This window comes from Paenibacillus sp. JT31N7 (assembly GCF_059692095.1).
The window spans coordinates 1,941,392-1,956,238 of the sequence record NZ_JCAUAT010000001.1; the positions used below are offsets into that span (position 1 = coordinate 1,941,392).

The following is a 14,847-nucleotide window of genomic DNA, read 5'->3' on the forward strand; positions in this document are numbered from 1 at the left end:
CTTGCGCAAATGTCAAATACAAGCCCCAACAAAAAAAAGTCACGATCCCGGAGGATCGTGACTTTGCTTTTTCTGCGTTCATACTAGCTTCAGTGCCGAAGCCTTGGCCGGGGCATCATCCAGCATTAAGAATGCTGGGTTTGAGCCTGCTTTAGAGCGAGCTCGATACGTTCTTGATGCTGGCGGCGTCCCGGAATTTCACCTGTACGGTTGAATTCATGGACAATGATGTCGATTTCCTTCTTCAGCTCGTTCAGAAGTTCGGCTTCCGGTACCTTGCGGACCATTTCCCCGTAGCGGAAAAGCAAGCCCTCGCCTCTCGCGCCCGCGATTCCGATATCGGCTTCGCGGGCTTCGCCCGGGCCGTTCACGGCGCAGCCCAGTACGGAAACTTTAATCGGCACCTTGAGGTTGGCAATGTAGGCCTCGACTTCGTTCGCGATGGAAAAGAGGTCGATGTCCAGACGTCCGCAGGTCGGACACGAAATAAGCGTCGCCGCATTGGTAATGAGACCGAACGTTTTCAGCAGCTCACGGGCGACTTTCACTTCCTCGACCGGGTCCGCGCTGAGCGAAATCCGCATCGTGGAGCCGATGCCCATGCTAAGCAGCGCACCAAGCCCCGCAGCGCTCTTCACCGTACCGGAGAACAGCGTTCCGGCTTCGGTAATGCCGAGGTGAAGCGGGTAATTAAATGCCTGAGCAGCCTGGGTATACGCGGCGATAGCCATCGGCACATCGGACGCCTTCAGGGACACGATAATGTCGTGGAAATCGAGCTCTTCCAAAATGCCGATGTGGAACAAGGCGCTTTCCACCATCGCTTCAGGCGTCGGATACCCGTATTTCTCCAGGAGATGATTTTCCAAAGAACCGGCGTTTACGCCGATGCGGATCGGAATTCCCCGTTCTTTACAAGCCTTCACAACGGCTTCGACTTTCGAGCGGCGACCGATGTTACCCGGGTTGATCCGGACTTTGTCGATGCCGTTCTCAATGGCCGCCAGTGCGAGGCGGTGATCGAAATGGATATCGGATACAAGCGGAATGTTAATCTGCTTCTTAATTTCTTTAACGGCATCCGCCGCTTCCATATTGTTGACGGTCACACGAACGAGCTGGCAGCCGGCTTCTTCCAGACGGTGGATTTCGGCTACAGTCGCTTTGACGTCCGCCGTTTTCGTCGTACACATACTTTGAATGATAACCTCGTCGCTGCCGCCGATCGTTAGATCTCCGACACGAACCGGTCTCGTATCTTTTCTGTGAAACATACGTGTCTTCTCTCCCATGAACCAAACATCCTCCGCGCCGCACCGGCAGAAGCCGCGCCGGCCTCAAGTGATGAAGCGGGCAGCCAAGGCCGGGCAGCTTGGAGGCTGTCGGTTACTCTATAGTATGAGCTCCGATCTCAACCGAGATCAGGCGCTTTCTTCTTTCTTCTTGTTGACATCCTGGCCTTCCTGAGAGGAAAGAATAGGGGTCAATTTGTCCTGAACCGTATCTTTCGTAACGGTGCAGTTCGTTACATCCGTGCGGGACGGCACGTCGAACATCACATCCAGCATAATGCTTTCAATGATAGCACGAAGACCGCGGGCACCGGTGTTGCGCTTAATGGCTTCTTTGGCGATAGCATCCAGCGATTCCGCATCGAATTCAAGCTTGACGTTATCCATATCCAGCATCTTCTGATACTGCTTCACGAGCGCATTCTTCGGTTCGGTGAGAATACGAACGAGAGCGGCTTCGTCCAGCGGTTCCAGCGTGGAGACAACCGGCAGACGTCCTACGAACTCCGGAATAAGTCCGAATTTAAGCAGGTCTTCCGGCAGTACCAAGGACAAGTACTCACCCGGTTTCAAATCGGTTTTCAAACCATCGGAGCTGAAGCCGATGACTTTCTTCCCGATTCTGCGTTTGATGATTTGTTCCAGGCCGTCAAACGCGCCGCCGCAGATGAACAGGATGTTCGTCGTATCGATCTGGATAAACTCTTGATGCGGATGCTTGCGTCCGCCTTGCGGCGGTACGGAAGCGACCGTACCTTCGAGAATTTTCAGAAGGGCCTGCTGTACGCCTTCGCCGGACACGTCGCGTGTAATCGACGGGTTCTCGGACTTACGGGCTACTTTATCGATCTCATCGATATAGATAATGCCGCGCTCGGCTTTCTCTACATCGTAGTCGGCCGCTTGGATCAGCTTCAAGAGAATGTTCTCGACGTCCTCGCCCACGTAGCCGGCTTCCGTAAGGGAAGTCGCATCGGCGATGGCGAAAGGAACGTTGAGAATTTTGGCAAGCGTCTGGGCAAGAAGGGTTTTCCCGCTTCCCGTAGGACCCACGAGAATGATGTTACTCTTCTGCAGTTCCACGTCTTCCAGCTTGCTTTGGGAGTTGATCCGCTTATAGTGATTGTAAACGGCAACGGATAGGGATTTCTTCGCCTGATCCTGGCCGATTACATATTGATCGAGAATGCCGCAAATGTCTTTCGGTTTCGGAATGTCTTTGAGATCCAGCTCTTCTTCGTGTCCGAGCTCCTCTTCCACGATTTCCGTGCACAATTCAATGCACTCATCGCAGATATAAACGCCTGGACCCGCAACGAGTTTACGGACTTGATCTTGGGACTTTCCGCAGAAAGAACATTTCAACTGACCTTTTTCATCGTTGAATTTAAACATTGGATCACTCCTTTAAGATTTCAGGTCGCTTCGAGTGATGACTTCGTCGATCAATCCGTACGCCTTCGCATCTTCCGCGCTCATAAAGTTATCGCGATCTGTATCGCGATCTATTTTATCATACGGCTGGCCGGTATGCTTCACATAGATATTATTCAGCTTCTGCTTCGTTTTGATGATCCAATCGGCGTGAATTTTGATGTCCGACGCCTGCCCCCGGACACCGCCCAGCGGCTGATGGATCATAACCTCGCTGTTCGGCAAGGCAAAACGCTTACCGGGTGCACCGGCCGTCAGAAGCAGGGAACCCATGCTCGCTGCCATGCCTACGCAAATCGTCGACACGTCCGGTTTGATGTGCTGCATCGTATCGTAAATTCCGAGTCCGGCCGTTACCGAGCCACCCGGAGAATTAATGTATACGTGAATGTCTTTCTCTGCGTCCTGGGACTGTAAAAACAGCAGTTGGGCAATGACAAGGTTAGCCACATCATCATCAATCGCGCTGCCGATAAAGATAATCCGGTCTTTGAGCAGGCGAGAATAGATGTCGTAGGAACGCTCACCACGGGCTTCTTGCTCCACAACCATAGGGATAAGACTCATTGGACCAACTCCTTTGCGGTTACTTACTTTTCATTCTACCATGTTTAAAAGGTAAAGTCATTTTTAGGATAAATCCCGCTAAAAATCGCTTCCGCGGCTGTTTTCGGGTAAAACAAAGGCACGCTTATGATTACGTGCCTTTGTATGTGTCCTATTATACAGCTTTTGTCGGGATTGCGCAGTGCTTGGGAAGGTGAAGCGATTACTCGGCCGCTTCTTCTTTAGCTTCCTCTTTCGCTGCTTTTTTAGCTTTCGATTCTTTCTTAGCCGGCTTTTCCTTCTCTTCCGTGCTGTTAGCGAGCAGGAAGTCTACGGTTTTGCGAACAGCCAGATCCTGCTTGATGCCTTCCAGGCTGCCGTTAGCTTCGAAGATCGAGCGAAGCTCTTCAACGGATTTCTGGTACTGCTCGGCAAGACGATCCAGCTCGGCGTTCACGTCTTCGTCCGTCGCTTCGATTTTCTCCGCGATTGCGATCGCTTCGAGAACCAGGTTGTTGCGAACGCGTTTTTCGGCGTCTTCTCTCATTTGAGATTTCAGCACGTCCACGTTCTGGCCGGAGAATTGGAAGTACAGATCCAGCGTCATGCCCTGCATGCGCAGACGTCTTTCGAATTCACTTACCATCTGGTCGAGTTCGGTTTCGATCATGGAAGCCGGAATTTCAACGTTCGCGTTAACAGCGGCCTTCTCGACCACAGCTGTTTCGCGCTGAACTTCGGCATCCTGCTTCTTCTTCTCTTCCAGGTTCTTCGCGATGTCCTGCTTGTACTCTTCGAGCGTGTCGAATTCACTTACGTCTTTAGCGAACTCGTCGTCAAGCTCAGGAAGATTTTTGCGCTTGATGTCGTGCAGCTTCACTTTGAAAGTAGCCGCTTGACCTTTAAGCTGCTCGGAGTGGTATTCTTCCGGGAATGTCACTTCGATGTCCTTCTCTTCGTCCTTGGTCATACCGACGATTTGCTCTTCGAAACCAGGGATGAAGCTGTTGGAGCCCAGCTCAAGGGAGTAACTCTCCGCTTTGCCGCCTTCAAACGCTTCGCCGTTCACGAAACCTTCGAAGTCGATGATCGTGATGTCTCCGTTTGCCGCCGCGCCTTCTTCAACTACGACAAGCTCAGCGTGTCTTTGTTGAAGGCGTTCCAGCTCTTCGTCGATTTCCTTCGGAGTTACCGCGCTGTCCGCTGCAGGAATCGCAATGCCTTTGTAGTCGCCGAGTTCCACTTCCGGCTTCACGGCTACTTTCGCTTTGAACTTCAAAACTTGGCCTTTGCCGAATTGTTCTACGTCCACTTCAGGACGGTCAACAGGCTCGATGCCCGTTTCTTGAACGGCCTGCATGTAAGCTTCCGGCAGAATGATGTCCAGTGCATCCTGGTACAGACTTTCGATGCCGAAACGCTTTTCAAAGATGGACCGAGGTACTTTACCTTTGCGGAATCCCGGAACGTTTACTTTTGCTACGACTTTCTTAAAAGCTCTGTCGAGAGCGTCGGCAACTTGCTCCGCTTCCACTTCGATATCAAGAACTGCAGTGTTCTTCTCTATTTTTTCCCAGCTTGCTTTCATTTTATGCTTTCCCCTCCAAAAATGTACCCTGACAAGTATTTTTTCACGTCCTGACCTCATAAATAAGCTTATAAGCCTTTTAGTGGCCATTATAACCATTCTAGTATACCACAAACCCTTGCTTTTTCAAGCGAATGACCGGAATCGCTTTATTTTATCCGCCCGTGTACAAAGCCTGGATAAAAGATTGCAGACAAGCGTAGGCTTCGCCCCACGGCTGCAGCATGGAAGCGGTGATCCCGTACTGCTCCCGCAGATGCTCCCTGTCCGCGCTTCCGAATAAAGATTCGTGAAGAACGGTATGCAGAGCGCTCGCCCAGACGTCCACCTCTTCTTCCCGGCAGTTGCTCATGGACGTGTACAATTCCGTGCCGTACACCGTTTTGAGAAACTCCAGCCAGGTCTGCTCGGCGAAAAATCCGAAGTCCGGCTGCTCCGACTCGCTGATCTGCTGAACCCGGTATACCATTTCGCGTATCCGGTCCGGAAATTCTTCGAGCTTCAGGGGCGTATCTTCGATGCGGAGCACCATTTTGTTCTGCGCGCGGGCAAGTACGACAGGCCCTTTTCCTCCCCGCTGCTTCAGCATCTGCAGGGCTCTGAACTGGACGAACGGATGGCTTCGCGCGGTCTGGAGCCATTCTTTAACAAACTCGTCGATCCGGTCGTCTTCCGCAAAAGCGAGCTGCTCCAGGGCGATCATCTGCCGCTCCATATCCGTACCGTCCTCGAGCATGTCCAGCAGACGCCCGACGTACTGCCAGCCTTCCGCGGACTTTCCGGCCACGGACTGGCGCTTGAGGTCTTCTTCGGTAATTTCCTCCTCTTCAACGCCCTCCTGCATGATGGCATCGTCGTACAGAGTTTCCGGGAACATCGTTTCCAGCCACTGCAGAAGAGCTCTCCACTGGGCTTGTTTCTCCGCGTCGTCTCTGGCAAACTGCAGAAGGTAGCGAAGCAGGCGGACCGCCTCTTCATAGCGCTCCTGCTCCAGCAGTTGGGTCATCTGCTTCTCGTAGGAAGCCGCCGTTTTGGGAAATAAAACTACATTGTCGTAGGAATGAGTCAAAGGATCCACCTCAAAACCGGACTCGTCCCGGCTGATTTTGTTATTCTCCCGCAGTCGCTCCTGCAAAAGATCATCCATAAAGTGTACCGGATTAACGGGAGGAAATCAAAGAACGGGATTTCCGGATACAATTGCAAACTTCCCGTACAATGTCCTCCGGTAAAGTCCGGTCCGTAAAAAAAGGCCAGCCTCCCGTCGAAAGGAAGCTGGCCTCGTTTGTTGAGCCTCTTATGAAAAGCAAATCAGACCAGTTCAACGACCGGAATTTCACCGGCGCACTTGTTTAATCCGGCCGCTTGTCCGCCCCGCCGTACAAGCGTAAAGTATTCGTAGCGCCCGATAACCGAATAGTCGCCGTGCATGACGCCCGGATAGGCCCGGTCCACGGAGTAAACCTGGCTTTTATGCGCCTGGAGCGCTTCTCCCTTGCGGCTGCGGAATTCCGCTATATTCACGCGTGCCGTAATGGGGCAGCATTCGGACGGTCCGCAATCCCCGCAGTGGTCGTAATAGTTCGGAATGGACGCGTAATAAAGGTCGGGCGCCGCACCGTCCATCCCCTCGACCGCCCGCAGCACCGCCTTGGAAATGGCGATATGATCGGGATGTCCCGTTACCCCGTCCGGTGGAAACGTGACGACGAGATGAGGCTGCAGGTCCGAAATCGTCGCGGCCACCCGGGCGGCCAGCAGATCTTCACGGACCTCGGCCAGGCCTCCGTCCGGATAGCGGTAGAAGTGAACCTGCTCAACGCCGAGAACGGCGGCTGCCCGGCGGAGCTCTCCTTCCCGGTACAGCGCGATTTCTTCCCTGCAGGTAAACGTGTACTCCCCCGTTTTGCCTTTACAGCCGGATGTGGCGCAGGCCAAATGGACGGCATGTCCACGCTCCGCATATTTGGCCATCGTGCCTCCGCAGGCAAACGATTCGTCGTCCGGATGCGCAAACACAAAGAGCAGCGTTTTCCTCATAACGTCCCCAACCCTCCTCCGGATTTACGGCAGCAGGCTGAGTCCCTGGGCGATCACGCCGTAAATCGGTTCTTTTTTTACTTCCTCCAGATTACATGAAGGGGCGAATTCGCGCAATTTTTTCGTTAAATGGCTTCGCACAAGCTCATTATTCTGGAGAACCCCGCCCTGGAGGATTAAAGTGAAGGAAGTGTCTTTCATTCCAAGCTTTTCGATAACGGCCCGCCCTCCGTAAAAAAGCTCATCCGCCGCACTTTCGAGAATACGCAGGGAAGCCGCGTCTCCCTCCCGCGCGGAATCGCTGACGAGAAGCGACAGCTCCGCAACGGTGTCTACCCGGTAGTCGGCCGAATAGACCCAGTTGTAAAGCTCCTCCTCCGAACGGAGGTCGAGATAGGGCAGCACTCTGCGCGTAAGAATCGTCGGCCCCTGTCTGCCGTCCAAGGTCTGCAGGATGGCCGTGAGGGCCTGCTTGCCGATCCAGTAGGCGCTCCCCTCGTCCCCTACCCGGTAGCCCCAGCCGCCCGCGCGGGCGCTGCGTCCCTGCCCGTTGACGCCGTAGACGATAGAACCGGTGCCCGCAATAAGAAGGACACCCGGTTTGCCGTCCGTCGCTCCGAGCAGCGCGGCAAGCCCGTCGTTTTCCACGACGATCCGGTCTGCCTGAATCTCCGCCCTGTCGAGGGCTTCCCGGACGAGTCCTTCAATGATCTTCCGGTCGTAGCCGGTATCCAGGCCGGCCAGCCCGAAGACGGCGCATTCGACGCTCAGCGTTTCATCCGCAGGGGAAGGCTCGCGGAACTCCTCCTTGGCGATCTTCATGGCCCGCACCAGTTCATCTACGGCGGCTTCCGTGCCTGTCGTCTGATAATTGCAGGAACCTCCCCGGCCGGTTCCCTCTATTTTTCCCTGCTTATCGGTAAAAACAGCCAGGCACTTGGTTCCACCGCCGTCTACGGCAAGCAGCGGAATTTTGCGCCCCTTCATTGGCCGGAGCTCCATCCTTCAAGCGCCGCATCCAGATGCGAAAGCGCCTCTTCCGTTTGGCTCTGCGATTCCCGGAGCCAGGCTTCCTGGGTGTGCTGGCGGCTGCGGCGGTCTGCGATCGTACGGCGGATTTCGTCCGGAGCAGGACCTCCGGGCAGGGTACGGATGTGGACGAAATGGACGGGGTCCAGCGAGCTGCGGAACGCTTCCTCCGTAATCGACAAGTCGCGGCCGATCACCTGGCGGGCAACCTCGTTAACCATAGCCAGCGAGATTTCGTTGGCTGCCAGCCCTTCGGCTACCGCCCGTTTCACGACACCGCTGACGATGTGGTGGGCTTTGCGGAAAGACAGATTGTCGGTCCGCACCAACGTATCGGCCAGCTCGGTCACCGTGGCGAAGCTGCCTTCCGTCCGCTTGCGCATCACATCCTTGTCCACATGAATCGTACCGATGACGCAGGACAGGAGGCGGTACATCTGGTCGAGGACGGCCAAGGCTTTCCATGCGTACGGCTGCATGTCGTCTTCGGTGTCGACGATGTCGCCGAACGGCGTGTTGTGCATCATCGTCAGGACGGTCTGGGTGTTCCCCACGCAGCTCGAAAGAAGCGAGCGCATGTGTTCGAACGAAACCGGATTCCGTTTCTGCGGCATGATGGACGAAATCTGGACGTACGGGTCAGCAACGCGCAGGACGCCGAATTCCTGTGTGCACCACAACAGGAAATCCTGGGAAGAGCGGCCGAGGTTAATGGCGGCCAGCTGCACGGCCGTCGCAATCTCTCCGACATAATCGGCACCGCCGATGGCGTCGTAGGAGTTGTAAATCAGCTCGTCGAAGCCGAGCAGTTCCTGCATTCTCTCCCGGGAAATGTTGAACCCGGAGGTGGTCAAGGCGGCGGAGCCCATGCTGCTGCGGTTGCAGTTGGCGTAGGCGGCCTGAAGGCGGCGCACATCGCGGTCGAGCGAATCGGCCACCGCCATGATGTAGTGAGCGAGCGTTGTCGGCTGCGCCTGCTGGGTATGCGTGTAGCCGATCATGATCGTTTCGGCGTGTTCCTCGGCGAAGACGAGCAGCTGGCTTTTCAGGGCAAGCGCTCCCCGGATCGTCGTCTGGAGCTTCTCCCGGAGCACGATCCGGTAAATAGAGATGCCCATATCGTTGCGGCTGCGGGCCAGATGGAGATTGCCGGCGATGTCTCCCGCCGCTTCCAGCAGGTCGCTTTCCACCTGGAAGAACAGGTCCTCGAACTGCCCCGTATACTCCGCCCGGCGCAGTCCTTCCAAATCCAGTCCGCGGATCGCTTCCGCTATTTGAGCCGCTTCCTCTTCCGTAACGAGCCCCTGGTCCTTGAGCATAATCAGGTGTGCTTTATTAATTGCCATCATCGGGCCGAGAAGACTTGCTTTCGCTTCGTTGAAAGCGGGTTTAAGCACGGCTTCCGTATAAGTCAGCCCGGGAAAGGCGGCGCCTTCTTCCTGTAAAATCTGTTCGCGGTTTCTCATGTGGTCCATTCCTCCTAATGGTACTTTCTATATGTTTATGGCAGACAAACGGTGTGCGGTTCAGGGAGCGGGCCGGCCGAGCCAGTTCGCAATGAGGGTGTTCATGTTGGCCGTGACCTCGCCTACAATCCAATCCCCGGTCTTAAGAGAAGTCTGACGGATATGACCCGTGTAGCCCTCCCAACCTTCTGGCGTGCCTTCCACTAAAACATAAGGCATCGGAGAAAGCGGGGGAGGCGGAGTCAGCTCCGCATCTTCTTCCGAGACATGAACCAGGTCGGGACGGAACACTTTGACGGCGGACATTTCGTAAGGCCCGCCGTGCCCTCTTCCTGTCGTCCCTTGAAAAAATCCGAGCTTTTCCGGAGCGTCCGCAGCAGCCAGCTGCCACCAGTTGATCAGGAGAAAGCTTGCATCCTTCCAGTGGGAAGTCACTTCCTCGGCAACCGTCCTGGAGGCTCCGATGTTGCCGTCATGGGCGTTGAGCAGCACGATTCTTCTGAAGCCCGAACGGCAGATGCCTTCCAGCACATCGCTCAAATACCGGTGAAACACGGCCGGATCAATGGAGATAGTGCCGGGATAATCGCCTGTTTTTCCCGGACATGCCGTGTAAGGAACAGCCGGGTATACGAGGGGTTTTAACCCCGGGTCAATAAGAGAGGCGAAGCCTTGGGCCAGAAAAAAATCCGTCCCCAGCGGAGAATGCGGACCGTGGTATTCGAAACTGCCCAGCGGAACGACCGCAAAAGCGGCATTCCCGAAAGCGGCCTCGGCATGCCTTCCGTGAATATCTAGGGCCTGCATGTTGTCCCCTCCGGTTTCTTTAGGTTTGTCGCTTATCTGTCTCTATCACTTCACACGTTCCGGCTTGCCGGATCAAGCTGCCCGCGAATAGAACGGAGGATCGGAAGATCCCCCGCTGCGGTTTTGCTTCATTTAAATAAGGAGTGAATCCTACAAGGCAGTTTGAAAATTAAAGGAAAGTACCAGTTCTTCTTGCTAAGCTTACTGCTTCAAGCTGATCATGTTCACGAACATCCGGATGGAGCCCGGAACAAGGCTCGGCATTTCACGGTACCAGACAAGCGAGCTGTACGTATACGTGCCTTTGCCGTAATCGGCGGACAGGAACGTGCCCGTAAATTCTTTTTCGCCCGGATCGCCGTTGGAAATCAGCTCAGTGTACTCCTTGCCCCACTCAGCCGGATTGTAGGCCGAACGGTCCTGAATCCAGTTCTGCCAGTCGGCGTCCGTAATTTTGTTCGGCGTATTGAAGATCTTATGATCCGGCGCCAACATGGTTACTTTCGAATTCTCGTCGGTTACCCGCCATTGAATGAGAGGCTGGCCGATTTTGATCGGATACGGCGCGAGGTCCGGCGTCCATTTGTCTTCCGGCTTGTGATACTGAACGACCAGGTTGCCGCCGTTCTTCGCGTAATCAAGCAGACGCTGGTTGCTCGGAATCAGTTCCGGACGGAATGCGTAGGCGCGAATGCCGAGCACGATCGTATCGTATTGGGACAGGTCCCCGAACTGAATCGCCTTCGCGTCCAGGTTCGTCACGTTAACGCCTACCTGGCGCAGAACCGCGTCGATATTGTCGAATCCGCTGGAAACATACCCGACTTTAAGATTTTGCGGCATGTTAAGATCGAAAGCTTGAATCGTTAATGTGGCCGGTTTCACGTAATAAGTCGTGCCGATATGCGGGTACGAAATGACCTGCACCGTACGGCTTGTATCGGTCTGGCCTTCTTTGGCCACGGCGGAAATGTCCACCTTGCCCGGTTTCACACCCTTCGGCGCTTTTACGGTAAACTCGACGGCTTTCGTTTCGTTCTTCGCCGCAAAGCTTACGTCCCGGGAAGCGGGCTCGATTGTCCAGCCTTCCGGAGCTTTCAGCGTAACGGTCGTTTTGGAAGCTCCCGGCGCGTAATTGCGGGCGGTTACTTTCACCGGTACGGCTTCGTCCGGCTTAAGCGTGTTGAACACGGCCGCTTCCGGGCTGAGGGTCAAGGACGTTGCCGGAAGAACGGCAACCGCGTTGTCCGGTACCGCATGGACCGCTGCCTGCGTGCCGTAGGCTGTGTATGTAACATCAGCGCTGATGAGCGGCAGGGCGTACGGGTTGAAGTCGGCGGCTTTCGCCGGAACGGTCACTTCGAACTCGGTTTTGACCGTCTGGTTGTAACCCAGTTTCTTGAACTCGGCGTCGCCCGCCGGCTTGGCCGTCCAGCCTTCGGGAACATTCAGCTTCATCGCGATGTCCGAGATATCCACGCTGCCGCCGCTGTGTGCGGTGACTGCCACCTTCGCCGTCTGTCCGGCTACAAGCTCGCCCGATACGGGCTTCACTTTAACGGTCAGAGAGGCCGCTTCCATGCTCGCTTTGTTAAGCTGATCGGTTTTCACCTGCAACCTATGAAGGAGATCAGTTTTAACGGAAGCATCTAAAGTGGATTTTTCCACATTTTCAATCGCTGACTTGACGTCCGCTTTCATCTCATGAACCTCGCGTGCTACGGTCGCGAATTTCGGATAAGCGGCTACGACTTCATTGGCATCCTGCTGCAGGGTTTTCAGATCTTTGACGATCTTGTTGTCCTTGCCTTTGGTGTCCAGCTCTTTGGCAAGATCTTCAAACGTAAAGGAAATGCCGTCGAAGAGCGAGCTGCTTTTTGAAACGGATGTCTTGTTGTCCCCGGCGGTCCCTGCCAGCTTGTAATAGGAGTTTCCGGGACCTTCATCTACATGGCGGCCCATGCCTTGGCTTTTGTGCATAAAACGTGATTCTTCCCCCAGCTGCGAGTAGGAGGCTCCGTAAATCTCGTTATAGTCTCCGACCGGAAGGGCGACGTCGTACTCTTTGTCCGTGGCCGGCAGGTACAGCTTCTTGGGCTGCCACACGGCGAGGCCTTCTTTAAGCTGCTCCGGGAAAATAGCCGGATTGCCGGCGTCTTTGAACGCCCGTACCGTCAGCACGTTGATCGCCCGGTGATGACCGTGAGTGGACGCTTCGTTCAGGAAAGCGGGAATCAGGATGTCCGGCCGTTTCTGACGGATTTGGCGGATCAGCCGTTCGTAGGCGACGGATTCGCCCCACTTCTCCAGCGTTTCGTCCGGGCTTTTGGAAAAGCCGAAATCGTAGATCGGATCGTCGAGCTTCACGCTAAGGTTCGCCAGCGTAATGTTCGTGATTTTGGAAGCTTCCTGCAGTTCCCGGGTCCGGATAATGCCGAGGGCATTTCCGAGCTCGCTGCCGATTTCGTTCTGTCCGCCTTCTCCGCGGTTGGCGATGACACTGGAGGTGTCGACCCCTTGACCGAGAGATACATACGCGAGTGTAGCACTGTGCTCATCGTCGGGGTGAGCCCCCGTGTTCATGGCACTGGCGATTGTGGTGAGCGGCTTGATCGATTTCCAGAGATCGACAACCCCTCTGTCGGCCGAGGCTGTCTGCGGCACCGCCGGTAAGGCGACGGTTCCGACAACCGTCAGCGAGACGGCGGCTGCCACCCACTTTTTCATCCATCTGTTTGCACTTGCTTGACTCAATCGCTTCTCCTCCTCAGGCGTAAAAGTGGCGGCAGGAATCCTGCATGACTCCCTGCCTTTATCAAAATCGCGGCGGACGCGGCGTTCCGCGGGGGAACGGCCGCGACCTTACGATAATGAACCGTAGCTCGGGTCAGATAGCGGACCCGGCGTTGCCGCCGGTCAGCTTCCTGGAAACGAAAAGAACGAGAATGATCATGACAATCTGCAAGACTCCGTAGGCGCATGCCGTACCGAATTCGAACGCGTACATGCGCTGGAAAATTTCAACCGACATAGGTGTCGTGTTATTCGTGTACAGGAGGATCGACGCTACGAACTCGCCGAGGCCTTCCACCATGGCCAGCAGCGTTCCCGCGAGAATACCGCTCAGGGCCATCGGGAAGACAATACGCCGGAAGCTGTACCACCAGGAAGCTCCAAGGTTACGCGCCGCTTCTTCTACCGAGCTGTCCATCTGCATCAGGGTCGAGGATGTCGACCGGAAGATCAGCGGCAGATGGCGGACGAAATAAGCGAGCGGTAAAATCCAGAAGCTGCCGATCAGAACCTGGTTGAACGAGAATACGTTCGGTTCGCTGAAGGCGGTGATCAGGTTGACGGCTACGACCGTACCCGGCAGGGCCCATGGCAGCATGATCAGGATGTCGAGCAGCGTTTTGCCCTTGAATTTCATCCGCACGATGGCATAAGCCGCCGCAACGCCGAAGAGCAGGTTGCCGATGGTCGCCACGAAGCTCATCTTGAAGCTGTTGGCGATCGGGCGCCACGTTTTCGGATCGGTAAACAGGTCTTTAAAGTGCTGGAGCGTGTACTCCGGCGGAAGGACCTGAACCGTCCATGTACTGTCTTCCGAGAAGGACAGCAGGATAATGACGAGAATCGGCAGCATCAGCACAAGGGTGGCGATAAAGGACAGCACCATCGCCGTGTACTTGCCCGCCTTGCTTTTCACCTCGGTCCGGTGGACACTGACGCCTTTGCTCATGTTCTGATAGTTCCGCGCGTTCTGGTACCAGCGCATCATAATCAGGAACAGGATGGACACGACCGACAGCAGGGTCGATTGGGTCGCCGCCATGTCCAGGTCCCCGTTCGTGCGGGACAAGTAAATCTGCATGGTGAGCGTCCGGTCGATCCCGAACACGAGCGGCGCCGTATAGGACGCCATCGAGATCATGAAGACGAGCAGCGAAGCCGCGATGATGGCCGGCGTAAGCATCGGAAGAATGACTCTGCGCCAGATGAGCAGCCGTCCGGCGCCCAGATTGGCCGCCGCTTCTTCCAGCGACGGGTCCAGACCTCTGATGGCGGTGGACGCCGTCATATAGAAGTAGGTGTACATCGTGAACGTATGGACGACGATGACTCCCCAGATGCCCTTAAGCGCAAGCGGCGCGTGATCCAGGGCAAACAGCTTCTGCAGCGCCCGCGGGATAATCCCGCTATCCCCGTACAGGAACGAGAAGGACAGCACCCCGATCAGCGGCGGAAGCGCCATCGGTACGATCGCGAGGACGGACAAAATTTTGCGTCCCGGAAACTCGTAGCGCTCCAGCAGGAACGCCATCGCGACACCGACGATGCCGCATGTGATAACGCTGAGTACGGAAATGTAGACGCTGTTCCACAGCGCTTCCAGATTCGATGTATGATCAAGACTGAAGAAGCGGGCGTAATTTTTGAACGAAAAAGCCCCTTCCAGCTTCACACTCTGTAAAAACGTCTGAAAAAACGGATAAATGACATAGGCAAGCAAAATCAGAAACAACGGCGCGATGAGCACATAGACGAAGTAAGGCGACGTCGTGATCGTGGTCCATCGGCTGTTCGGACGGATGGCCGGCCGCTGTTTGGCTTGCGGTTTGTTCGTCTGCACGGGCGCACCCTC

General features: G+C 55.4%; 11 protein-coding genes. All 11 read right to left on the bottom strand.

Going from position 1 to position 14,847, the window contains the following annotated elements:
• Nucleotides 1–125: 125 nt before the first annotated feature.
• On the bottom strand, nucleotides 126–1,274 hold the full coding sequence (gene ispG / locus AC58P5_RS08720) for a flavodoxin-dependent (E)-4-hydroxy-3-methylbut-2-enyl-diphosphate synthase (protein ID WP_497385760.1): 1,149 nt from the start codon (nucleotides 1,272–1,274) through the stop codon (nucleotides 126–128).
• Nucleotides 1,275–1,421: 147 nt separating this feature from the next.
• On the bottom strand, nucleotides 1,422–2,687 hold the full coding sequence (gene clpX / locus AC58P5_RS08725; protein WP_326051083.1) for an ATP-dependent protease ATP-binding subunit ClpX: 1,266 nt from the start codon (nucleotides 2,685–2,687) through the stop codon (nucleotides 1,422–1,424).
• Nucleotides 2,688–2,699: 12 nt separating this feature from the next.
• Complete coding sequence (clpP, locus tag AC58P5_RS08730; RefSeq protein WP_009674201.1) at nucleotides 2,700–3,293, bottom strand: ATP-dependent Clp endopeptidase proteolytic subunit ClpP; 594 nt, start codon at nucleotides 3,291–3,293, stop codon at nucleotides 2,700–2,702.
• A gap of 202 nt (nucleotides 3,294–3,495) precedes the next feature.
• Entirely contained in the window at nucleotides 3,496–4,860 is a 1,365-nt protein-coding gene (gene tig, locus AC58P5_RS08735; RefSeq protein WP_497385761.1) for a trigger factor, read from the bottom strand.
• 154 nt (nucleotides 4,861–5,014) lie between these two features.
• On the bottom strand, nucleotides 5,015–5,995 hold the full coding sequence (locus tag AC58P5_RS08740; RefSeq protein ID WP_497385762.1) for a hypothetical protein: 981 nt from the start codon (nucleotides 5,993–5,995) through the stop codon (nucleotides 5,015–5,017).
• 176 nt (nucleotides 5,996–6,171) lie between these two features.
• On the bottom strand, nucleotides 6,172–6,900 hold the full coding sequence (locus tag AC58P5_RS08745) for a PIG-L deacetylase family protein (protein WP_497385763.1): 729 nt from the start codon (nucleotides 6,898–6,900) through the stop codon (nucleotides 6,172–6,174).
• Between the two features lie 24 nt (nucleotides 6,901–6,924).
• Entirely contained in the window at nucleotides 6,925–7,887 is a 963-nt protein-coding gene (locus AC58P5_RS08750; RefSeq protein ID WP_497385764.1) for an N-acetylglucosamine kinase, read from the bottom strand.
• On the bottom strand, nucleotides 7,884–9,395 hold the full coding sequence (gene argH, locus AC58P5_RS08755) for an argininosuccinate lyase (protein ID WP_497385765.1): 1,512 nt from the start codon (nucleotides 9,393–9,395) through the stop codon (nucleotides 7,884–7,886). Before argH ends, AC58P5_RS08750 begins: the two co-directional genes overlap by 4 nt.
• A gap of 60 nt (nucleotides 9,396–9,455) precedes the next feature.
• Nucleotides 9,456–10,202 (bottom strand): creatininase family protein, encoded by a 747-nt coding sequence (locus tag AC58P5_RS08760; RefSeq protein ID WP_497385766.1) that lies wholly within the window; start codon nucleotides 10,200–10,202, stop codon nucleotides 9,456–9,458.
• A 201-nt stretch (nucleotides 10,203–10,403) separates the two neighbouring features.
• Nucleotides 10,404–12,929, bottom strand: a complete 2,526-nt coding sequence (locus tag AC58P5_RS08765) for an NEW3 domain-containing protein (protein ID WP_497386049.1) — start codon at nucleotides 12,927–12,929, stop codon at nucleotides 10,404–10,406.
• A gap of 160 nt (nucleotides 12,930–13,089) precedes the next feature.
• Complete coding sequence (locus AC58P5_RS08770; protein ID WP_497386050.1) at nucleotides 13,090–14,796, bottom strand: ABC transporter permease; 1,707 nt, start codon at nucleotides 14,794–14,796, stop codon at nucleotides 13,090–13,092.
• Nucleotides 14,797–14,847: the final 51 nt, after the last annotated feature.

Coding starts and splice junctions, on each gene's coding strand:
- AC58P5_RS08765 (WP_497386049.1), bottom strand. CDS start 12,929: ATGAAAAAGTGGGTGGCAGCCGCCGTCTCGCTGACGGTTGTCGGAACC.
- clpX (WP_326051083.1), bottom strand. CDS start 2,687: ATGTTTAAATTCAACGATGAAAAAGGTCAGTTGAAATGTTCTTTCTGC.
- tig (WP_497385761.1), bottom strand. CDS start 4,860: ATGAAAGCAAGCTGGGAAAAAATAGAGAAGAACACTGCAGTTCTTGAT.
- ispG (WP_497385760.1), bottom strand. CDS start 1,274: ATGTTTCACAGAAAAGATACGAGACCGGTTCGTGTCGGAGATCTAACG.
- argH (WP_497385765.1), bottom strand. CDS start 9,395: ATGAGAAACCGCGAACAGATTTTACAGGAAGAAGGCGCCGCCTTTCCC.
- AC58P5_RS08760 (WP_497385766.1), bottom strand. CDS start 10,202: ATGCAGGCCCTAGATATTCACGGAAGGCATGCCGAGGCCGCTTTCGGG.
- clpP (WP_009674201.1), bottom strand. CDS start 3,293: ATGAGTCTTATCCCTATGGTTGTGGAGCAAGAAGCCCGTGGTGAGCGT.
- AC58P5_RS08750 (WP_497385764.1), bottom strand. CDS start 7,887: ATGAAGGGGCGCAAAATTCCGCTGCTTGCCGTAGACGGCGGTGGAACC.
- AC58P5_RS08745 (WP_497385763.1), bottom strand. CDS start 6,900: ATGAGGAAAACGCTGCTCTTTGTGTTTGCGCATCCGGACGACGAATCG.